At 38.8% G+C, this 20,173-nt stretch carries 33 protein-coding genes; 2 read left to right on the plus strand and 31 right to left on the minus strand.

Annotated elements, in window-relative coordinates:
• Positions 1 to 179: 179 nt before the first annotated feature.
• Entirely contained in the window at positions 180 to 398 is a 219-nt protein-coding gene (locus J4P91_RS23095; RefSeq protein WP_017150152.1) for a hypothetical protein, read from the minus strand.
• A gap of 221 nt (positions 399 to 619) precedes the next feature.
• Here J4P91_RS23095 and pdaB point away from each other — a divergent pair, with 221 nt between their 5' ends.
• Positions 620 to 1,384, plus strand: coding sequence for a polysaccharide deacetylase family sporulation protein PdaB (pdaB, locus tag J4P91_RS23100; RefSeq protein WP_207995977.1), 765 nt, complete (start codon positions 620 to 622; stop codon positions 1,382 to 1,384).
• A gap of 247 nt (positions 1,385 to 1,631) precedes the next feature.
• On the opposite strand, the gene J4P91_RS23105 is transcribed toward pdaB, so the two are convergent.
• A complete protein-coding gene (locus J4P91_RS23105; protein WP_207995978.1) occupies positions 1,632 to 2,249 on the minus strand; it encodes a KinB-signaling pathway activation protein in 618 nt (205 codons plus the stop codon).
• Positions 2,250 to 2,387: 138 nt separating this feature from the next.
• On the opposite strand from J4P91_RS23105, the gene gerD reads away from it, so the two are divergent.
• The gene (gerD, locus tag J4P91_RS23110) at positions 2,388 to 2,996 is read left to right on the plus strand and encodes a spore germination lipoprotein GerD (protein WP_207995979.1); all 609 of its coding nucleotides are present in this window, start codon (positions 2,388 to 2,390) and stop codon (positions 2,994 to 2,996) included.
• A 72-nt stretch (positions 2,997 to 3,068) separates the two neighbouring features.
• On the opposite strand, the gene J4P91_RS23115 is transcribed toward gerD, so the two are convergent.
• The 29 genes from J4P91_RS23115 to rpsQ all read right to left on the minus strand — a co-directional run bounded on the left by J4P91_RS23115 (position 3,069) and on the right by rpsQ (position 20,157).
• Positions 3,069 to 4,136 (minus strand): Mrp/NBP35 family ATP-binding protein, encoded by a 1,068-nt coding sequence (locus J4P91_RS23115; RefSeq protein ID WP_207995980.1) that lies wholly within the window; start codon positions 4,134 to 4,136, stop codon positions 3,069 to 3,071.
• Between the two features lie 147 nt (positions 4,137 to 4,283).
• Positions 4,284 to 4,997, minus strand: coding sequence for an N-acetylmuramoyl-L-alanine amidase CwlD (gene cwlD / locus J4P91_RS23120; RefSeq protein WP_017150147.1), 714 nt, complete (start codon positions 4,995 to 4,997; stop codon positions 4,284 to 4,286).
• 66 nt (positions 4,998 to 5,063) lie between these two features.
• Positions 5,064 to 5,492: a DUF2521 family protein gene (locus tag J4P91_RS23125; RefSeq protein ID WP_017150146.1), complete on the minus strand. Its 429-nt coding sequence runs from the start codon at positions 5,490 to 5,492 to the stop codon at positions 5,064 to 5,066.
• Positions 5,493 to 5,893: 401 nt separating this feature from the next.
• A complete protein-coding gene (rpsI, locus tag J4P91_RS23130; RefSeq protein ID WP_000079986.1) occupies positions 5,894 to 6,286 on the minus strand; it encodes a 30S ribosomal protein S9 in 393 nt (130 codons plus the stop codon).
• 21 nt (positions 6,287 to 6,307) lie between these two features.
• Positions 6,308 to 6,745 carry a 50S ribosomal protein L13 gene (gene rplM, locus J4P91_RS23135; RefSeq protein ID WP_001260793.1) on the minus strand — a complete coding sequence of 146 codons (438 nt, stop codon included), beginning with the start codon at positions 6,743 to 6,745 and terminating at the stop codon, positions 6,308 to 6,310.
• 152 nt (positions 6,746 to 6,897) lie between these two features.
• Positions 6,898 to 7,641: a tRNA pseudouridine(38-40) synthase TruA gene (truA, locus tag J4P91_RS23140; protein ID WP_207995981.1), complete on the minus strand. Its 744-nt coding sequence runs from the start codon at positions 7,639 to 7,641 to the stop codon at positions 6,898 to 6,900.
• Positions 7,642 to 7,655: 14 nt separating this feature from the next.
• Complete coding sequence (locus J4P91_RS23145; RefSeq protein ID WP_098338773.1) at positions 7,656 to 8,450, minus strand: energy-coupling factor transporter transmembrane component T family protein; 795 nt, start codon at positions 8,448 to 8,450, stop codon at positions 7,656 to 7,658.
• Positions 8,438 to 9,319, minus strand: a complete 882-nt coding sequence (locus tag J4P91_RS23150; RefSeq protein ID WP_207995982.1) for an energy-coupling factor ABC transporter ATP-binding protein — start codon at positions 9,317 to 9,319, stop codon at positions 8,438 to 8,440. The genes J4P91_RS23145 and J4P91_RS23150 overlap by 13 nt, the downstream gene beginning before the upstream one ends.
• Entirely contained in the window at positions 9,295 to 10,137 is an 843-nt protein-coding gene (locus J4P91_RS23155) for an energy-coupling factor ABC transporter ATP-binding protein (RefSeq protein ID WP_207995983.1), read from the minus strand. The genes J4P91_RS23150 and J4P91_RS23155 overlap by 25 nt, the downstream gene beginning before the upstream one ends.
• 111 nt (positions 10,138 to 10,248) lie before the next feature.
• Positions 10,249 to 10,611 (minus strand): 50S ribosomal protein L17, encoded by a 363-nt coding sequence (rplQ, locus tag J4P91_RS23160; protein WP_000331491.1) that lies wholly within the window; start codon positions 10,609 to 10,611, stop codon positions 10,249 to 10,251.
• A 35-nt stretch (positions 10,612 to 10,646) separates the two neighbouring features.
• Positions 10,647 to 11,591, minus strand: coding sequence for a DNA-directed RNA polymerase subunit alpha (locus J4P91_RS23165; protein WP_000569645.1), 945 nt, complete (start codon positions 11,589 to 11,591; stop codon positions 10,647 to 10,649).
• Positions 11,592 to 11,771: 180 nt separating this feature from the next.
• Complete coding sequence (gene rpsK / locus J4P91_RS23170) at positions 11,772 to 12,161, minus strand: 30S ribosomal protein S11 (RefSeq protein WP_000101801.1); 390 nt, start codon at positions 12,159 to 12,161, stop codon at positions 11,772 to 11,774.
• Positions 12,162 to 12,185: 24 nt separating this feature from the next.
• Positions 12,186 to 12,551 carry a 30S ribosomal protein S13 gene (gene rpsM / locus J4P91_RS23175; protein WP_000090789.1) on the minus strand — a complete coding sequence of 122 codons (366 nt, stop codon included), beginning with the start codon at positions 12,549 to 12,551 and terminating at the stop codon, positions 12,186 to 12,188.
• A 21-nt stretch (positions 12,552 to 12,572) separates the two neighbouring features.
• The gene (gene rpmJ, locus J4P91_RS23180; RefSeq protein ID WP_000868344.1) at positions 12,573 to 12,686 is read right to left on the minus strand and encodes a 50S ribosomal protein L36; all 114 of its coding nucleotides are present in this window, start codon (positions 12,684 to 12,686) and stop codon (positions 12,573 to 12,575) included.
• 35 nt (positions 12,687 to 12,721) lie between these two features.
• Positions 12,722 to 12,940: a translation initiation factor IF-1 gene (gene infA, locus J4P91_RS23185; protein WP_001029884.1), complete on the minus strand. Its 219-nt coding sequence runs from the start codon at positions 12,938 to 12,940 to the stop codon at positions 12,722 to 12,724.
• A gap of 68 nt (positions 12,941 to 13,008) precedes the next feature.
• Positions 13,009 to 13,755 carry a type I methionyl aminopeptidase gene (map, locus tag J4P91_RS23190; protein WP_017150141.1) on the minus strand — a complete coding sequence of 249 codons (747 nt, stop codon included), beginning with the start codon at positions 13,753 to 13,755 and terminating at the stop codon, positions 13,009 to 13,011.
• Positions 13,755 to 14,405, minus strand: coding sequence for an adenylate kinase (locus J4P91_RS23195; protein WP_017150140.1), 651 nt, complete (start codon positions 14,403 to 14,405; stop codon positions 13,755 to 13,757). Before J4P91_RS23195 ends, map begins: the two co-directional genes overlap by 1 nt.
• A gap of 52 nt (positions 14,406 to 14,457) precedes the next feature.
• Entirely contained in the window at positions 14,458 to 15,759 is a 1,302-nt protein-coding gene (gene secY / locus J4P91_RS23200) for a preprotein translocase subunit SecY (RefSeq protein ID WP_207995984.1), read from the minus strand.
• Positions 15,759 to 16,199: a 50S ribosomal protein L15 gene (gene rplO, locus J4P91_RS23205; protein ID WP_017150138.1), complete on the minus strand. Its 441-nt coding sequence runs from the start codon at positions 16,197 to 16,199 to the stop codon at positions 15,759 to 15,761. Before rplO ends, secY begins: the two co-directional genes overlap by 1 nt.
• Before the next feature lie 33 nt (positions 16,200 to 16,232).
• Positions 16,233 to 16,415 (minus strand): 50S ribosomal protein L30, encoded by a 183-nt coding sequence (rpmD, locus tag J4P91_RS23210; protein WP_001085234.1) that lies wholly within the window; start codon positions 16,413 to 16,415, stop codon positions 16,233 to 16,235.
• A gap of 16 nt (positions 16,416 to 16,431) precedes the next feature.
• Positions 16,432 to 16,932: a 30S ribosomal protein S5 gene (rpsE, locus tag J4P91_RS23215; protein ID WP_017150137.1), complete on the minus strand. Its 501-nt coding sequence runs from the start codon at positions 16,930 to 16,932 to the stop codon at positions 16,432 to 16,434.
• Between the two features lie 21 nt (positions 16,933 to 16,953).
• Positions 16,954 to 17,316, minus strand: a complete 363-nt coding sequence (rplR, locus tag J4P91_RS23220) for a 50S ribosomal protein L18 (RefSeq protein WP_017150136.1) — start codon at positions 17,314 to 17,316, stop codon at positions 16,954 to 16,956.
• Positions 17,317 to 17,347: 31 nt separating this feature from the next.
• A complete protein-coding gene (gene rplF / locus J4P91_RS23225; RefSeq protein WP_017150135.1) occupies positions 17,348 to 17,887 on the minus strand; it encodes a 50S ribosomal protein L6 in 540 nt (179 codons plus the stop codon).
• 31 nt (positions 17,888 to 17,918) lie between these two features.
• Positions 17,919 to 18,317 (minus strand): 30S ribosomal protein S8, encoded by a 399-nt coding sequence (gene rpsH / locus J4P91_RS23230; RefSeq protein ID WP_000245511.1) that lies wholly within the window; start codon positions 18,315 to 18,317, stop codon positions 17,919 to 17,921.
• 29 nt (positions 18,318 to 18,346) lie between these two features.
• Positions 18,347 to 18,532, minus strand: coding sequence for a 30S ribosomal protein S14 (gene rpsN, locus J4P91_RS23235; protein WP_001085700.1), 186 nt, complete (start codon positions 18,530 to 18,532; stop codon positions 18,347 to 18,349).
• 33 nt (positions 18,533 to 18,565) lie between these two features.
• Entirely contained in the window at positions 18,566 to 19,105 is a 540-nt protein-coding gene (gene rplE, locus J4P91_RS23240) for a 50S ribosomal protein L5 (protein ID WP_017150134.1), read from the minus strand.
• Positions 19,106 to 19,131: 26 nt separating this feature from the next.
• Positions 19,132 to 19,443, minus strand: coding sequence for a 50S ribosomal protein L24 (gene rplX / locus J4P91_RS23245; protein ID WP_017150133.1), 312 nt, complete (start codon positions 19,441 to 19,443; stop codon positions 19,132 to 19,134).
• Positions 19,444 to 19,481: 38 nt separating this feature from the next.
• On the minus strand, positions 19,482 to 19,850 hold the full coding sequence (rplN, locus tag J4P91_RS23250) for a 50S ribosomal protein L14 (protein ID WP_011983254.1): 369 nt from the start codon (positions 19,848 to 19,850) through the stop codon (positions 19,482 to 19,484).
• A 43-nt stretch (positions 19,851 to 19,893) separates the two neighbouring features.
• The gene (gene rpsQ, locus J4P91_RS23255; protein ID WP_011983253.1) at positions 19,894 to 20,157 is read right to left on the minus strand and encodes a 30S ribosomal protein S17; all 264 of its coding nucleotides are present in this window, start codon (positions 20,155 to 20,157) and stop codon (positions 19,894 to 19,896) included.
• Positions 20,158 to 20,173 lie beyond the last annotated feature (16 nt).

Raw genomic sequence — 20,173 nt, forward strand, 5'->3', positions numbered from 1 at the left:
TGTTTGTTTCGTTCAGTTTTCAAAGAACTCGTTTGCCGCTCATTTGCGACTTCCTTATGTTAACATCTTCATTTTTCAATGTCAACTAAGTTTTTTAAATTTCTTTTTTCGCTTTCTGCTGTTTCGCATCAGCGACGGTTATTAATTTACCATACATTAAACCATATCGTCAATACCTTTTAATAAAAAATTCTTTTTCTTACATAACGGATGCACTCTTCTGCATTTGTTACTCTTCGAAACAAACAAAAAATAATTTTATATCGTTCTTCCATTGTCTTTTTTACGACATCATGTATTCGCTCATCTGCAAAATCAAATAAAAGCTCATCTAACTCTCTCTTCAATAAATATTCTATTTCTTTCTGTTCTTCTTTTGTAATCATAATCCCAAGCAAACTATCACCTCAACAATTACTCATATGTCTATGTATACACAATAACGCAATCCGTTCATCAACTCTAACAACATTGTCATTCTACGCATCACCACTAAAATCAAAAATCAAACTATAACGTCCATTATATCCATTTCCTACGATATTAATCGTTCAGTTCTCTTTTCAACTTTTTGAGCATATAAGTAACTGAAAAGGATTGGACAAAGGGGCGGAGTATTATGTTTTTCTTTTTTATAACAAGTAAACGTAAATTTAAGCACATTAGTTTAATTATTGTACTGTCCTTATTTACAGCATGGCTTCTCTTTTTAAAGACATATTCTCATCAATCTGCTTTTTCAACTGCAACTGGTCCAAAAGTCATTTACAAAGGCGATACCGCAAAAAAACAAGTTGCGTTAACATTCGATATTAGCTGGGGAGATAAAAAGGCGCTTCCGATTCTTGATACTTTAAAAGAAAGAGAAATTAAAAATGCAACTTTCTTCCTCTCTGCAGCATGGGCAGAAAGACACCCAGATATTGTGGAACGGATTATACAGGACGGTCACGAAATTGGCAGTATGGGATATAACTATACATCTTATACTTCTTTGGAAGCGAACGAGATGCGAAGGGATCTTTTACGTTCGCAAGATGTGTTTACAAAGCTTGGCATAAAACAAGTCAAACTCTTGCGACCTCCTAGCGGGGAATTTAATAAAACTGTTCTCAAAGTAGCAGAGTCTCTTGGATATACCGTTGTACACTGGAGTAATAATTCAAACGACTGGAAAAATCCTGGTGTAAATAAAATTGTATCAACAGTTGCTAACAATTTAAGAGGTGGAGACATCGTTTTATTACACGCTTCTGATTCAGCACTTCAAACAAATAAATCTCTACCGCTGCTCCTGCAGAAATTAAAAAGTGATGGTTATGAGCAAGTATCTGTATCACAACTTATTTCTAACACAAATACAAAAAGTAATGACGTAAAGTGAAACTTTAATCAGTGGGGTTTATCTCTCACCTAACTTCTTTGTTTTCGCCGAATTTTGAGGTGGGAGTATTACTGCCCGCAAATAGCAGGCTAAAGTAAAATCTCCCATCTTCTACGTTCCTTCGTTTCTCTAAATTTTAAGCCGGAGTCTTATCGCTTACAAATAGCGAAATAAAAGTCACTCCATACTAAAAAGGGTACAACACTTCATACGAAAGGTGTTGTACCCTTTTTTCACCCTTATCTCCTTAACTAACTGACTTACTTCTTTGTTGTCCTATTAAACGATGTAATATAAGTAACTGATATGCATTACACAACAGAAGTGGTATAACCATTAAATATAACCAATCGGTATCATTAATCCGGAGCGCCGGTACCCATTCAAGGATTGTTACGACAACCATAAAAAATAAAGCGGGTATAAATGCTTTTTTATTCGTCTCTTTACTCTTTATATAGGCTACAATCGCTCCAAATAAAAACAATATTCCAGCCACAAGAATATTATTCCCAAACGAAACATCACCATTTGCAACGAGTACCGATCTTAAATAAACAAAATCAAACAGTACAAATGCAATAAAAAAGAGCTGAACTGCGTTCCAAAGAGAAGACGACCGAAACATTCCTAGTCCAAAACGATGAACTGTTAAATACGCGAAAAAGCCCATTTGACTAATTACACTAAAAATAAAACCAACACCCAGTAACCAAAAAGAAATCATTAAAATTTCTTTACCGTCAAAATTTTGAAAAAATTTAACGTACTTGTCCCAACCTAAAATAAAACCAATAAGGATTGTACTAATCCCCCCAAGCAGCAGCGTCGTTAAAAATAGTCGTACCCATTTTCGGCTATTCACAACCCATCCCCCATTATTTATATATTTCTACTTAAATTGTAACAATGACAATTTCAAAAAGCTAGCCATGAACATGTATAAATTCCTCGAAGATATTTATATTAAAAAAGAGAACTGTGTTGAAAGGAGCTCCAGCTAATGAAACGGATGCTGCTCATTTTGGTTTCTTCGATTCTTTTTATCACACTTGTTGCCTGTGCACAAGGAAAAGAAGAGAAATCCGAATTAGATTACGATCAAACAAAGAAGATGATTGTCGATATTTTAAAAACCGATCAAGGAAAGAAAGCAATCCAAGATGTATTAACTGACGAAAAAATGAAACAAGCACTTATATTAGATGAAACTGTAGTAAAAAAAACAATCGAAGATGCCATGGTATCCGAAAAAGGGCAACAATTTTGGGAAAAGTTATTTAAAGATCCCGAGTTTTCAGCGAAATTCGCAAAAAGTATGGGAAAAGAACAAACTACCTTAATGAAAACTCTGTTAAAAGACCCTGAATACCAAGCAGGCGTTATAGAAATTATGAAAAATCCCGAAGTGCAAAAAATAATGCAACAAACAATGAAAAGCAAAGAATACCGTCAATATTTACAACAAGTATTAACAGAATCTGCTGAAAGTCCACTCTTCCAAGTTAAGATGATTGACATTATTAGCAAGGCCATCGAAAAGGCTGAAAAAGGTGGCGGAGCTGAGAAAAAAGAAGGCGGAGCACAAGACGAAAAGCAAGAACAAAAATAAAGCGAATCTCTACACATAATAATTTCCCCACCTCTACATATATAGGGCGGGGAAATTCTCTACTTGAGATGTTTATTTTTGTTTAACTGATGTTCTATCAATAACTTGCTCAGCTATCGTCCGATAGATGACACCTGTTTTATGTGTATCCTCGTATACTGATGGTGCAAAATCCTCTTTATTCCAATCTGGTTGCTGAAGTGGAATTCGTCCTAATACATCTGTTTGTAATTCTGCGGCTAATTTATCTCCCCCGCCTTTTCCAAACACATACTCTTTCTCACCGGTTACTTTACTTTCGAAGTAAGCCATATTTTCAACAACTCCAAGAATACTATGTTCAGTACGCAAAGCCATTGCACCTGCACGAGCTGCTACAAATGCCGCTGTTGGATGAGGCGTTGTTACAATAATTTCTTTACAAGATGGTAGCATCGAGTGAACATCTAAGGCCACATCCCCTGTACCTGGTGGCAAGTCTAATACTAAGTAGTCTAAATCGCCCCATTCTACCTCTGTGAAAAAGTGATTTAACATTTTACCAAGCATTGGGCCTCTCCAAATAACAGGAGCATTGTCTTCTACAAAGAAGCCCATCGAAATTACTTTTACCCCTAAACGCTCTACAGGAATAATTTTATCGCCCCTTACGATTGGACGTTTTTCGATTCCCATCATATCAGGCACACTAAAGCCATATATATCAGCGTCAATAATACCAACTTTCTTTCCTAAACGAGCTAATGAAATCGCAAGGTTAACAGAAACAGTCGATTTACCAACCCCACCTTTTCCACTTGCAACTGCTAAAAATGTTGTTTTAGAATGCGGTGATAATAAAGATTGACTTGCTTGCTCTTCCACAGGTGGTGCAAACTGCGCTAACTCGTCCTCTGTAAATTCAGCAAAACGCAAGCCAACCGTTGCTGCTCCAAGTTCTTTTACAAGTTTCACAATAGCCGACTGCAATTGCATTTGTTCAGCAGTCCCTGTTTTTACAATTGCAATTTTAACACTGACATGCTCTTTCTCAGGCTTTACAGTTACCTCTTTAATTGCATTTGTTTCTTTTAATGTTTTATGTAGAAATGGATCGGTAATCCCTTCAAGCGCTTTCACTACTTGCTCTTTCGTTACCATAATTAGCCCAGCCCCCTGTATGAAAAATAAAGTAATGTTAAATGAATTGGGTTTGTATATTTGCATTCCAAGAATAAATGCGTTTTCATTTCCAGTATAACATATTTTCCGAAAACTTCGTTAACGAGAGGAATTCAAAAATCCCCCTTATTCAGGAGGATTTCCCTTTTCCGTAAAATAACGTAGTATTCCACGGTATATTGCAGCTGCCACCTTTTGCTGATATTTCTCTGAATTTAACATATATCGTTCATTTACATTCGATAAAAATCCAGCTTCAATTAAAGCTCCCGGTGTTTTCGCATACTTAAGCAAATAAACATGAGAGATTGTTTTAGCCGAACGATTTGTATTTTCTAAACTCGTTCGTAATTCAGCCTGTATAAACTTCGCTGCTCGTTCATTTTCAATTAAAGAGCGATAGTAAAACGTTTGTGCCCCTTTGGACCCACTACTCGGCAAGGCATTTAAATGAATGCTCGCAAAAAAGTCCACATCGGGCTTATTAATAATTTCTACACGCTTTTTTAAATCCTCCGCTTTACGTCTACTATATGATTTTGTGCTTTTATCAGCTAAATCATAATCTCCCTCTCTCGTCAAAATAACTAAAGCTCCTTGCTCCTGCAAATAATCTTGTACCATTTTTGTAATTTCAAGCGTAATATCTTTTTCTACAATGTCTTTCCCACCAACCGCTCCTCCATCTGGTCCACCATGTCCAGCATCTAGTACAATTACTTTCCCAGATAAGGGTAAGTTCCACGCTCGCCACGACTTTGTAATTTGAAATTCTTGTTTTACCAAGAAAAACAGCACAACTGCAGCAAGCATAAAAGAGATAATTCGAATTCTCTTCATACCTTTCCTCCTCTAGCTAGTCCCTCTAATTACTTATATGGGACAAGAGGAAAGTTTATGCTTTTCTTAATGCAGCTTTAAGCGATATCTTCTTTCACCCTTTTCGTATCCCTCACGCCACCATGAACTAATAAATTGCGCACAGGATTCATAAAGTAATTCCTCGTCTTTTAATTCTATCTCTCTTACCGCCATACTCGTTAAAAAGTGAAATAACATTTCCGTTAATTGCTGCTCTTCTTCTAAAGCTCTATATTTTACATCAAAAAACGATTCTCCATAATAACCAAATTTGCTATATCTTGCTCCTAATAAGTACGATTCAATTCCTAATTCGATACAATAATCTTCGTACTGACGATGAAGTTCCTTCATATCAAAAGCATCACGGATATTTGATCGTAATGTTTTTAGTGATAATTCACGCAGCATCTTTCGTTCATATTTCAACTGCTTTTCTTTTTGTTTTTCTTGTAAGCTAACAATGACATTCATAGTATTTATAAACCTCCCTAATACGTATTAGTCTAAGCTTCTAAAGAAGAAGCATACGTGAGAAGGTAGCACTAAAATATTCCAAGCTATAATAAGAGGACTAAAAATAATTGAGGGTGATTACATAAATAATAAACAACATAAAACCTTTCTTTTTAGTTGGGAGAGAGCATCCAGCCATGATTGCATAGAAACGTTCAGATCCTTTTTCTACCTCATGCCAAAGAACCATACGAGTGCAGGTTACCTTTTACTCTTCGTAGCAGCGACTTATATGCTAAAAATCAAAATGTATTTATCCCGCAAACTCACAATGGATGATAGGAGTTTCACTTTATATAGTTCCATTAAGCATAATAAAAAACCCCAGCCAAATAGCTGGGGTTTGAAGTTCGCAAAAATTAACGTTTTGAGAACTGAGGTGCACGACGTGCGCCTTTAAGACCGTATTTTTTACGCTCTTTCATACGTGCGTCACGAGTTAATAGACCTGCACGTTTTAATGTTAGACGGTATTCTGGGTCAGCTTTTAATAAAGCGCGAGAAATACCGTGACGAATAGCACCAGCTTGACCAGTGTATCCACCACCATTTACGTTTACAAGTACATCGTAGTTACCTAAAGTTTCTGTTGCAACTAGAGGTTGTTTCACTACTTCACGTAATGCAGCAAATGGGATATAGTTTTCAAAATCACGACCGTTAATGATAACGCGTCCTTCGCCTGGAACTAGGCGTACGCGCGCTACTGAACTCTTACGACGTCCAGTACCATAGTATTGAACCTGTGCCAAAGTAAGCCCTCCTTTAATTAATTATCCGCGAAGTTCGTAAACTTCTGGTTTTTGTGCTTGGTGTGGATGCTCTGCTCCAGCATACACATTTAATTTTTTAGACACTTGACGTCCTAAACGTCCTTTTGGAAGCATGCCTTTAATTGCAAGCTCTAACATTTGTACAGGGTAGTTTGTACGCATTTCTAGAGCTGTTCTTTGTTTAAGTCCACCTGGGTGGTTAGTGTGACGGTAGTAAATTTTATCGTTTAATTTATTACCTGTTAAATGAATTTTCTCAGCGTTAATAATAATTACATGATCACCCGTGTCAACGTGTGGTGTAAATGTTGGTTTGTTTTTACCACGTAAAATGGATGCTACTTCACTAGCTAGGCGACCTAAAGTTTGACCTTCAGCGTCAACCACATACCATTTACGCTCAACTTCGTTAGCTTTTGCCATAAAAGTCGTACGCATGTGTTTCCCTCCTCGTTATCTTTTCCATAGAAAAAATCTATTGTTTATCTTAAACACGATTTCCTTCCGGGGCTAATCGTGGTTTTAGAAACAATACCATATGTTATGATATCCTTTTGAGTTTCTAATGTCAAGCAAATGTTACACCAGGATTAGTTGTTATAGTTTACCTGCCATAAATAAAGCCCATGCCCCGGCACCATCTTCCCTGCAAAACGACGATCTTGTTTTTCTAAAATCTCCGGAATGCCGCCTGGATCAATCTTGCCTTGTCCTACGCTAAGCAACGTACCAACAATAATTCGAACCATATTATATAAAAATCCATTGCCTACAAAACGAAAAATTAATTCATCATCTTGTTCAATTAAATCTATTTCATAAATTGTGCGCACTTTATCTTTTTTATCAGTTTTTGCCGAACAAAATGAAGTAAAATCATGCGTTCCAATAAAATAAGGAATTGCCTTCCGAATAGATTCTATTTCCAATGGGTATGGATACTGATATACGTAATTTCTACGGAATACATCCGCCGTTTTTGATAATAATACACGATAACGATATTCTTTTTTCTCAACACCGTAGCGCGCATGGAAATCCTCTGTTTTTTTCTCTACTTGCAGGACAACAATATCGTCTGGCAGCATCGTGTTTAAAGCATTCATCCATTGCCATTCTTCAAGAGATAATGATGTATCAAAATGAATCACCTGTCCTCTTGCATGAACAGTAGAATCTGTCCGCCCTGATGCTTGAACACGAACAGGCTCTCCTTTATGCAATTTTTGCAGTGCTTTCTCTATTTCTTGTTGCACAGTACGATGCTGCGGTTGAATTTGATAACCGCAAAAATTGATGCCATCATATGCAACTGTACATTTTATTCTTTCCATTTCTCTATTCTCCATTACGATCGCACCCATGCTAGAATACACGCTAAACAAAGTAAACTCACTATCGTCAACGTATCACTTGTTTTCCAGCGTAGCTGCCTAAATTTAGTACGTCCTTCACCACTTTGATACCCACGTGCTTCCATTGCAATTGCTAAGTCCTCAGCACGTTTAAAAGCACTAATAAAAAGCGGCACAAGTAAAGAAATAACCGCCTTTAATCGATCTTTTATCGGTCCACCAGCAAAATCAATACCACGGGATGCTTGTGCTTTCATAATTTTACTCGTCTCATCCATTAATGTTGGGATAAAACGAAGAGAAATAGACATCATTAATGCGATTTCATGAACAGGAACCTTTATACGCTTTAATGGCTTTAACAACGTTTCCATACCATCGGTAATTTCAATTGGTGTTGTTGTTAATGTTAATAATGTAGTCATTAAAATAATGACAAAGAAGCGTATAGAAATATATATTCCTTGCTCTAATCCCTTTTCATGTATCGAAAACCAACCAAGCTGGAACAGTACATCTCCTTCTTTATTTGTAAAAATATGCAGAAAAAATGTAAAAAGAAAAATCCATAAGATTGGTTTTAAGCCCGAAAGTACATAACGAATCGGCACTTTTGCAAAAAATAAAGCAATGAGTGCATATAAAAATAAAAATCCATATGAAATCGCATTATTTGCTAAAAAGACAACAAATACATATAAAAAGACAATCAACAGCTTCGTACGTGGATCAAGTTGATGAATGAGCGACCTGCCTGGAATATATCTCCCAATAATCAACTGCTGCATGATTCATGACCACCTTTTCGTAACACCTGTACAACTTCATGAGTAAGATCCTCTAAAGATAAGGTAGCCTTTGGAATCGTAATACCAAACTTCTCTTCAATTGCACGTTTATACTTTAAAGACATTGGAAGGCCCACACCGATTTGTTCTAACTCATCTGCATGTAAGAATACTTCCTCTGCTGTTCCTTGCAAAAAGACCGTTCCTTTATGCATAACCACAATTTGATCTGCATACTTGGCAGCATCCTCCATATTATGAGTAACTAGGATTACTGTCAAACCCTGCTCCTTATGAAGCTTATAAAACATCTCCATAAGCTCTTGCTGTCCCTTAGGGTCAAGCCCTGCTGTCGGTTCGTCTAATACGAGAACTTCAGGTTCCATTGCAAGTACACCCGCTATTGCAACACGTCTCATCTGTCCACCACTTAACTCAAATGGAGAACGCGCTAATAGCTCTGGATCCAATCCTACAAGCTCAATTGCATCCCTTGCCTTTTGTCTTGCCTCTTCTTCCGATACTCCGAAATTTGAGGGTCCAAAACAAATATCTTTCTCAACTGTTTCTTCAAATAACTGATGCTCTGGAAATTGAAAGACAACCCCTACTTTTTTTCGTAGTGGCTTTAATTTCTTTTCTTTCTTTTGCGAGGAAATCAAATGCTTCCCAATTTGGACCGTACCGTTTGTCGGCTGCAATAAACCATTTAAATGTTGAATCATCGTTGATTTGCCCGAACCAGTATGACCGATAATGGCATAATACCCTCCACTTGGAAACGACACGTTTACATCATAAAGCGCGCGTCTTTCAAATGGAGTTTTATATTGATAACGATGCTCTACTGTTTGGAATGTAATCTCCAAAGTTCGTTCACCAAACTTTCCATTGTAAGATGCGTATTCTGCAGTGGAATTTCATTTCTTTTTAATAATTCTGCTATTTTTACCGAGAATGGTACATCTAACCCAATTTCCCTAAGCATATAAGAGGACTTAAAAATTTGCTCTGGTGTACCTTCCTCTAATATTTCTCCCCGATTCAAAATGATAACACGGTCTGACTGTGCAGCTTCTTCCAAATCGTGGGTAATCGATAAAACGGTAATACCTTTTGTATCCACAAGCTTCCTAACTGTTTCAATTACTTCACGTCGTCCTTGTGGATCTAACATCGATGTTGCTTCATCCAATATTAAAATAGATGGTTGCAATGCTAGCACACCTGCAATCGCAACACGTTGCTTTTGTCCACCAGATAACGAATGAGGCTCTTCGTTCAGAAACCCTTCCATTCGAACCATCTGCAGCGCTTGATTCATCCGTTCTACCATCTGTTTCCGAGGCATTCCGATATTTTCAAGACCAAATGCAACATCATCTTGCACTGTTGTCCCAACAAATTGATTATCTGGGTTTTGAAATACCATACCTATTTGTTTTCGAATATCCCATACCGTCTCTTCAGATAAAATCATTGCATCATTTACAACAATCGTTCCTGATTCCGGTAAAAATAAACCATTTAATAATTTTGCAAGTGTAGACTTTCCTGAACCATTTTGTCCAATTACAGAAACCCATTCTCCCTCATATAAAGAGAATGATACGTCTTTTAACGCATAAGAAGTTGCCCCGGGATATTGAAATGATATATTTTGCGTGCGAAGTTTCTCGTTTTTCAATGCAAGGCACCCTCTCTCATTACTCCACCAAGTTAGCCTATTTTCTATATTTAAAAAAAAAGGGCCACGACCAGTTACTTGAAAAGAACTGTCCTGCCCTTTTAATTATCATTATACTAACTCGATAATTACCATTGGTGCTGCGTCTCCGCGACGTGGACCAATTTTTGCAATACGAGTGTATCCGCCTTGACGCTCAGCATAGCGTGGAGCTACATCAGCGAATAATTTTTGAAGTGCATCTTGACCAGTCTCAGCGTTAGCAACTTCATTGCGGATGAAAGATGCAGCTTGACGGCGAGCATGAAGATCTCCGCGTTTACCTAAAGTGATCATTTTTTCCACTACAGAACGAAGTTCTTTTGCACGAGTTTCTGTCGTTTGGATGCGCTCGTTGATAATTAAATCAGTAGCTAAGTCACGTAACATAGCTTTACGTTGCGCACTTGTACGGCCTAATTTTCTGTATGCCATTCGTAGTTCCCTCCTTTGTTGATGAGATTAAATCCTCAGTCGTCTTTACGTAAGCCTAAACCTAATTCCTCAAGCTTGTGCTTAACTTCTTCTAAGGATTTACGTCCTAAGTTACGAACTTTCATCATATCTTCTTCTGTTTTGTTCGCAAGCTCTTGTACAGTATTAATTCCTGCACGTTTTAAGCAATTATAAGAACGAACAGAAAGATCAAGTTCTTCGATAGTCATCTCTAGAACTTTTTCTTTTTGATCTTCTTCCTTCTCGACCATAATCTCAGCATTTTGTGCTTCATCAGTTAAACCAACGAAGATGTTTAAATGCTCAGTTAAGATTTTGGCACCTAAAGAGATAGCTTCTTTTGGCCCGATGCTTCCATCCGTCCATACATCAAGCGTAAGCTTATCATAATTTGCCACTTGTCCGACACGTGTCTTTTCCACTTGGTAAGTCACACGTGATACTGGAGTATAAATAGAATCAATAGGAATAACTCCTATTGGTTGATCTTCGCTTTTATTTGCATCAGCTGGCGTATACCCACGGCCACGCTTTGCAGTTAAACGCACGCGGAAATGCGCATCTTTTGCTAACGTCGCAATGTATAAATCTGGATTTAAGATTTCAACATCACTATCGTGAGTAATATCAGCAGCTGTGACAATACCTTCGCCCTGTACATCGATTTCCAACGTCTTCTCTTCTTCAGAGTAGATTTTAAGAGCTAACTTTTTCAAGTTTAAGATGATCGTTGTAACGTCTTCTACTACGCCCTCAACTGTTGAAAATTCGTGTAATACGCCATCGATTTGGATAGCAGTTACAGCGGCACCAGGGAGTGAGGATAAAAGAATACGACGTAAGGAGTTACCCAAAGTAGTACCATATCCACGCTCAAGCGGTTCAATCACGAATTTACCATACTTAGCATCTTCGTTAAGTTCAACCGTTTCGATTTTCGGTTTTTCAATTTCAATCATTAACTAAACCCTCCTTCAAAACGTCGAAACCCCGGCTAAACAAAGGAAAAACCTCTGTCTAACCGAAAGTCCCCCTTAGGCAGTTCCCGATTGTGCACAACAAGCGATGTTTCTGTACGAAATTTCTCGATAATGCATCATATCCATTATAGACAAAAGGGAAAATTCTATACAGAAAAATTAAACACGACGACGTTTTGGCGGACGACATCCATTATGAGGAACTGGAGTAACATCTCTAATTGCTGTTACTTCTAGACCTGCAGCTTGAAGAGCACGAATTGCAGCTTCACGACCAGCACCAGGACCTTTTACAGTAACCTCTAAAGTTTTTAAACCGTGCTCCATTGCAACTTTAGCAGCAGTTTCAGCAGCCATTTGCGCAGCGAATGGAGTAGATTTACGAGATCCACGGAAACCAAGTGCACCAGCACTAGACCAAGAAAGCGCGTTACCGTGAGTGTCTGTAAGTGTTACGATTGTGTTGTTGAAAGTAGAACGAATATGAGCTACACCAGCTTCAATATTCTTTTTCACACGTTTTTTACGAGTGTTTGTTTTACGTGCCATTGTTAGTTCAACCTCCTTTACTTATTATTTCTTTTTATTTGCTACTGTACGACGTGGACCTTTACGTGTACGAGCATTGTTTTTAGAGTTTTGACCACGAACTGGTAAACCACGACGGTGACGAAGACCACGGTAAGAACCGATCTCCATTAGACGTTTAATGTTAAGAGATACTTCACGACGAAGGTCTCCCTCAACTTTAATACGATCGATGATATCACGGATACGTCCTAATTCGTCTTCCGTTAAATCACGAACTCGTGTTTCTTCAGAAACACCAGCTTCAGCAAGAATTTTTTCAGCAGTTGTGCGACCAATGCCGAATACGTAAGTTAAAGAAATAACAACGCGTTTGTCACGAGGAATATCTACACCTGCGATACGTGCCATTCCGAATGCACCTCCTTCTGATTAACCTTGTTTTTGTTTATGTTTAGGGTTTTCACAAATAACCATTACTTTTCCACGTCTACGAATAACTTTACATTTTTCGCAGATTGGTTTAACTGACGGTCTTACTTTCATGTCTCGAACCTCCTTAAAGATTACGGAGTGCTATATTATTTAAAACGGTACGTAATACGACCACGATTTAAATCGTACGGAGATAATTCTACCGTAACTTTGTCTCCTGGTAAAATACGAATGAAGTTCATACGGATTTTACCAGAAACGTGAGCCAATACGACATGCCCATTCTCTAATTCTACTTTGAACATAGCATTTGGCAACGTTTCAAGAACGGTACCTTCGACTTCAATTACATCATCTTTAGCCATTCAATAGTTCTCCCTTCTTCAAATCAGTAACATTTTACACTGCTCTGAAATCCCGGAGAGCCAGCTACTTATAAAGTGGTAAGGATTTCGTATCCTGCTTCTGTAAGAGCAATCGTGTGCTCGAAGTGGGCACACCATTTACCATCTACCGTTACCACTGTCCAGTCATCAGATAGTGTTTTTACATATCGTCTTCCTTGGTTCACCATCGGCTCAACACAGATAACCATTCCCGGCTTTAATCTAGGACCTTTATTTGGTGGACCATAGTGCGGGATTTGAGGGTCTTCATGTAAGTCTTGCCCGATTCCGTGACCAACATACTCCCTAACGATCGAGAATCCATTATCTTCAGCATACGTTTGAACCGCATGTGAGATATTCGATAATCTTTCGCCTGGTTTTATTTGTTCTAGACCAAGATACAACGATTTTTCTGTGACATCAAGTAGCTTTTGAACAGATTCAGAAATGTTTCCTACTGGATACGTCCATGCAGAATCTCCATGGTACCCATTGTATTTCGCACCAATATCGATACTGATGATATCGCCTGCTTGGAGCTTGCGCTTTCCTGGAATCCCATGTACAAGCTCTTCATTTACAGAAGCACAGATGCTTCCCGGAAATCCGTTGTATCCTTTAAAAGATGGCGTAGCACCATATTTTCGAATCGTCTTTTCCGCTATTTGATCGAGCTCTTTCGTTGTAATTCCTGGAGCAATATGCTTTTTCAACTCTTGATGAGTTAAAGCAACGATCTTGCCCGCTTCTCGCATGATTTCTATCTCGCGAGGAGTTTTGCAAATGATCATTACGCTAAGCCTCCGATGAGAACATCGATATCAGCAAATACTTTATTGATATCTTGCTCACCATTAATGCTTTGTAAGTAACCAAGCTCTTCATAGAAATCAAGCAAAGGTTTTGTTTGCTTAATATTTACATCTAAACGATTCGCTACAGTTTCTTCATTGTCATCAGAGCGTTGATATAATTCGCCACCACATTTATCGCACACATCAGCTTTTGCTGGTGGATTGAATTCTAAGTGATAAGTCGCACCGCACTCTTTACAAATGCGACGGCCTGTAAGACGTTTTAATAGCAATCCTGAATCCACATTAATGTTTAAAACATAGTCGATTTTTTTGCCAAGATCTTTCATTATCTCTTCAAGAGCAGATGCTTGTGCAACTGTTCGTGGGAAACCGTCTAACAAGAAGCCTTTAACACAGTCTTCTTGGCTTAAACGTTCACGAACGATTCCGATTGTAACTTCATCTGGAACAAGGGCACCTTTATCAATAAAAGATTTTGCTTGTAAACCAAGTTCAGTTTCAGCCTTCATAGCTGCACGGAACATATCTCCTGTTGAGATGTGAGGGATGTTATACTTGGCAACAATCTGTTCGGCTTGTGTACCTTTACCAGCACCAGGAAGCCCCATTAAAATTAAGTTCATCTTTGTTCCCCCTCGTAATGAGCATGTAGGGAAGATTCATCTTCCCACTTACTCACTGCTTGATAAACCCTTTGTAATGGCGTTTTACCAGTTGGCTTTCTAGCTGCTTCATTGTTTCTAAAGCAACGCCGACAACAATTAACATACTCGTTCCACCAATCTGTGCAGATGGAGGAAGGTTCCCAAGTTTAGTAAATATAACTGGTAGAATAGCAATCGCTGCTAGGAAAATAGATCCTACAAAGGTCAAACGATACAAGATTTTTGTTAGATATTGTTCTGTATTCTTACCCGGACGAATACCTGGAACATATCCACCTTGCTTGTTTAAGTTCTCTGACATTTGTTCTGGATTAACCTGAACAAATGCATAGAAATATGTGAAGGCTACAATGAGCGCAACATATATTATCATCCCCACTGGGTGAGAATAGTTAAAGTTTGCAATGATCCACTGCGACACATCGTGTTTCGGGAAGAACTGTGCAATAGTTGGAGGTGTAATTAAGAATGAAACAGCAAAAATTACTGGAATAACACCCGCACTATTTACCTTAAGCGGTAAATGTGTGTTTTGTGCTCCAGTATAACTACCATTTCCTCCTGTTACACGCTTCGCATATTGAATTGGGATCTTTCTAACAGCTTGTTGAATGAAGATAACTCCAACAACAACTGCTAGCACAGCTAGTAAAATCAATACAACTTTAACGATACTCATGAACAGTTGATCTCCGACATTTTGAAACTGTTGTTGATACACTTGAGATATTACACTTGGGATCGCCGCGGCAATACCACCAAAGATAAGGATGGAAATACCATTACCTACACCTTTAGCTGTAATCTGTTCACCTAACCACATTAAAAATGCAGTACCAGCAGTCAGTACCGTAGCAATGTATAAATAAGTGCTCCAACCTGGATTCAAAATTAACTGCCCACCTACCATACCGTTAAAACCGATTGACATACCAAACCCCTGAATAAACGCAAGAACAATCGTAAAGTAACGCGTGAATTGTGTTAATTTACGACGGCCCATTTCGCCTTGCTTCGACCATTCCGAAAATTTAGGAACAACATCCATCTGCAATAATTGCACGATGATGGATGCTGTAATATACGGCATGATTCCCATCGCAAAGATGGAGAAGTTTTTCAAAGCGCCACCGCCAAATGTATTTAGGATTCCTAATGCATTTAACTGATCTTGTGCCTTCAGTACGTCTCCATTTGTAAATGGCACTGGGATAAACGTGCCAATCCTGAATACGATTAACATCGCTAAAGTGAATAATATTTTACGTCTTATCTCAGCAACGCGCATAAAGTTGGAGATTGTACGAAACATTAGATCACCTCAACTGTTCCGCCAGCTGCTTCAATTGCTTCTTTAGCACTTGAAGAGAACTTGTGCGCTTTAACAGTTAGTTTTTTCTCAACTGCTCCGCTTGCAAGAACTTTAACACCGTCATTTAACTTGCTGATAACGCCAGTTTCCAGCAATAATTCAGGTGTTACTTCTGTACCATCTTCAAAACGATTTAACGTCGCTAAGTTTACAATAGCAAACTCTTTGCGGTTAATGTTTGTGAAGCCGCGTTTTGGTAAACGACGGAATAATGGAGTTTGACCACCTTCGAAGCCAAGACGAACACCACCGCCAGAACGAGCGTTTTGTCCTTTATGACCTTTACCAGCAGTTTTACCGTTACCAGAACCGATACCGCGACCGACACGGTTACGTACTTTACGAGAACCTTCTGCAGGTTTTAATTCATGAAGTTTCATTCCCAGGCACCTCCTTATATTAATGAGTTATCCTTAAGCTTCTTTTACAGTTACAAGGTGAGAAACTTTGTTGATCATACCAAGAATAGCAGGAGTTTCTTCCTTAACTACAGTTGAATTCAACTTTTTAAGACCTAAAGCTTCTACAGTCGCACGTTGATCTTGTGGACGACCAATTACACTACGAGTGAGGGTAATTTCTAACTTTTTCGCCATTTGTTTTCCCTCCTTCTTAACCTAGTAGCTCTTCTACAGATTTACCGCGTAATTTTGCAACATCTTCAGCACGCTTAAGTTCGCTTAATCCGTTCACAGTAGCGCGAATCATGTTAATTGGTGTGTTAGAACCAAGAGATTTCGAAAGAATATCTTGTACACCAGCTAATTCAAGAACCGCACGAACTGGTCCACCAGCGATTACTCCAGTACCTTCAGCAGCAGGTTTTAAGAATACTTCACCAGCACCGAAATGTCCGATGATTTCGTGTGGAATTGATGTACCAACTAATGGTACTTCGATTAAGTTTTTCTTAGCATCTTCGATAGCTTTGCGAATAGCATCTGGTACCTCTTGAGCTTTACCAGTACCGAATCCAACATGACCGTTTTTATCACCAACTACAACTAGTGCAGCAAAGCGGAAACGACGACCACCCTTAACAACTTTCGCAACACGGTTTATCGTAACTACACGTTCTTCAAGTTCTAATTTACTTGGGTCAATGCGACGCATCAATTTTCCCTCCTTTGACCATTAAAATTGTAATCCAGCCTCACGAGCAGCTTCAGCTAGAGCTTTAACACGGCCATGGTATAAGTAACCACCGCGATCAAATACTACTTCTTTAACACCCTTCTCTACAGCACGCTTAGCAACTAATTCGCCAACTTTCGTAGCAGCTTCAGTGTTGCCTGTACCGTTAAGAGCAAGGTCTTTATCAAGAGTAGATGCACTTACTAATGTTACACCATTCACATCATCAATAACTTGAGCGTAAATGTGTTGATTAGAACGGAACACGTTTAAACGTGGACGCTCTGCAGTACCAGTAAGTTTAGCACGTACACGTGCATGTCTTTTCTTACGAGTCGCATTTTTATCAGCTTTAGTGATCATTCTTGTCACTCCTTTCTTTCACCTAACGGGCTTACTTAGCAGTTTTACCTTCTTTACGACGTACAACTTCACCTTCGTAACGAATTCCTTTACCTTTGTAAGGTTCTGGAGCACGTACAGCACGAACGTTAGCAGCGAATTCGCCGACACGTTGTTTGTCGATACCTTTAATCACGATCTTAGTTGGAGCAGGAACTTCAACTTCAAGACCCGCTTCAGGAGTCATTTCAACTGGGTGAGAGTAACCTACGTTTAATACAAGTTTGTTACCTTGTTTTTGAGCACGGTAACCAACCCCGATTAATTCAAGTCCGCGAGCGAAACCTGTAGTTACACCTTCAACCATGTTTCCTAGTAAAGCACGAGTTGTACCGTGTAATGCACGGTGTTCCTTCTGTTCAGATGGACGCTCAACTGTTAAGATGTTTTCTTCAATTTTGATAGCCATATCAGCATTGAATGTACGAGTTAATTCACCTTTAGGTCCTTTTACTGTTACAGTATTGTTTTCTGCTACTGTGATAGTAACACCTGCAGGGATTTCAAGAATCTTTTTACCAATACGAGACATGTTGTCACACCTCCGTTCGTTTCAATATTAATTACCAAACGTATGCTACTACTTCTCCACCAGTTTGTAATTGACGAGCGTCTTTGTCCGTCATTACTCCCTTAGATGTAGAAACAAGAGCGATACCTAATCCGTTAAGTACGCGTGGTACTTCATCAGCTTTAGCGTAAACGCGTAAGCCAGGTTTACTGATACGTTTTAATCCAGTGATTACACGTTCGTTGTTTGCACCATATTTCAGGAAAATACGAAGGATACCTTGTTTGTTATCCTCGATGTATTCTACATCACGAATGAAACCTTCACGTTTTAAAAGTTCAGCGATCTCTTTTTTGATTTTAGAAGCAGGAACCTCTAATTTCTCATGACGTACCATGTTCGCATTACGGATGCGAGTAAGCATATCTGCAATTGGATCTGTCATCACCATGTGTTTTACCTCCTTCCCATTTGTGGGTTTTACCAACTAGCTTTTTTAACACCAGGAATTTGACCTTTATATGCAAGTTCACGGAAACAAATACGGCAAAGTTTAAATTTGCGGTATACAGAATGCGGACGACCGCAGCGCTCGCAACGTGTATACTCTTGTACTTTAAACTTAGGAGTACGCTTTTGTTTCGCAATCATAGATTTTTTAGCCACGTTTTCGCCTCCTCTACTTAGCGTTGGCTTCCATTATTTTTGGAATGGCATACCGAATTGTGTTAAAAGTTCACGAGCTTCTTCGTCAGTGTTCGCTGTAGTAACGATTACGATGTCCATACCGCGGACTTTGCTTACTTTATCATAATCGATCTCAGGGAAAATAAGTTGCTCTTTAACACCTAATGTATAGTTACCACGACCATCGAAAGATTTCTTAGATACACCACGGAAATCACGTACACGTGGTAAAGAAACAGATACTAATTTGTCGAAGAACTCATACATTTGCTCGCCGCGTAAAGTAACTTTCGCACCAATAGGCATTCCTTCACGAAGACGGAAACCTGCGATAGATTTTTTCGCGCGAGTGATAACAGGTTTTTGACCTGCGATTTGAGTTAATTCTTCTACAGCATTGTCTAATGCTTTAGAGTTTGCTACCGCATCACCAACACCAGTGTTGATAACGATCTTTTCGATCTTCGGTACTTGCATTACAGATTTATAGTTAAACTTGCTCATTAGAGCAGGAGTAATTTCCTTTTGGAACTTCTCTTTAAGGCGATTCAATGAAGTGACCTCCTTTCTTAAGAAAATTATTTATCTAATAATTCACCAGATTTTTTTGCAATACGAACTTTTTTACCATCTTCCACTTTGAAGCCTACGCGAGTAGGTTCACCAGTTTTCGGATCTAATGGCATAACATTAGAAACGTGGATAGGTGCTTCTTTCGTGATAATTCCACCTTGTGGATTTAATTGAGATGGCTTAGAGTGCTTCTTAACGATGTTAACACCCTCAACGATAACACGGTTTTCCTTTGGGAAAGCCACAAGGATAACGCCTTGTTTTCCTTTGTCTTTACCAGTGATTACCTGTACTTTATCACCTTTTTTTACATGCATCTTAATTCTGCACCTCCTTAGCAAGGCAATACCTTAAATTATAGAACTTCTGGAGCTAAAGAAACGATCTTCATGAAGTTGCTATCACGTAGTTCACGAGCTACTGGTCCGAAGATACGAGTACCGCGTGGGCTCTTGTCGTCTTTAATGATAACCGCTGCGTTTTCATCAAAACGAATGTAAGAACCATCTGGACGACGAGCACCGCTCTTCGTACGTACTACTACTGCTTTAACAACGTCACCTTTTTTAACAACGCCACCTGGTGTTGCTTGTTTTACCGTAGCAACGATAATATCACCGATGTTAGCATATTTACGACCAGAGCCGCCTAATACCTTAATTGTTAAAAGTTCACGTGCACCAGAGTTGTCAGCAACTTTCAAACGAGATTCTTGTTGGATCATGTTATGAAACCTCCCTTCGGACTTAAAATTCCGATTCGTCTATTTAGATAATAACCGCTTCTTCAACGATTTCAACTAAACGGAAACGCTTAGTAGCAGAAAGCGGGCGAGTTTCCATGATTTTTACGATATCGCCAACTTTTGCTTGGTTTTGCTCATCATGCGCTTTATATTTCTTAGAATATTTAACGCGCTTTCCGTACAAGGAATGAGTTTTGTAAGTTTCAACTAAAACTGTAATCGTTTTGTCCATTTTGTCAGATACAACACGACCAGTATAAACTTTGCGTTGGTTACGTTCGCTCACTTTGCAAACCTCCCCT

The sequence above is a fragment of the Bacillus sp. XF8 genome, assembly GCF_017498755.1.
GTDB classification, from domain to species: Bacteria; Bacillota; Bacilli; order Bacillales; family Bacillaceae_G; genus Bacillus_A; species Bacillus_A bingmayongensis.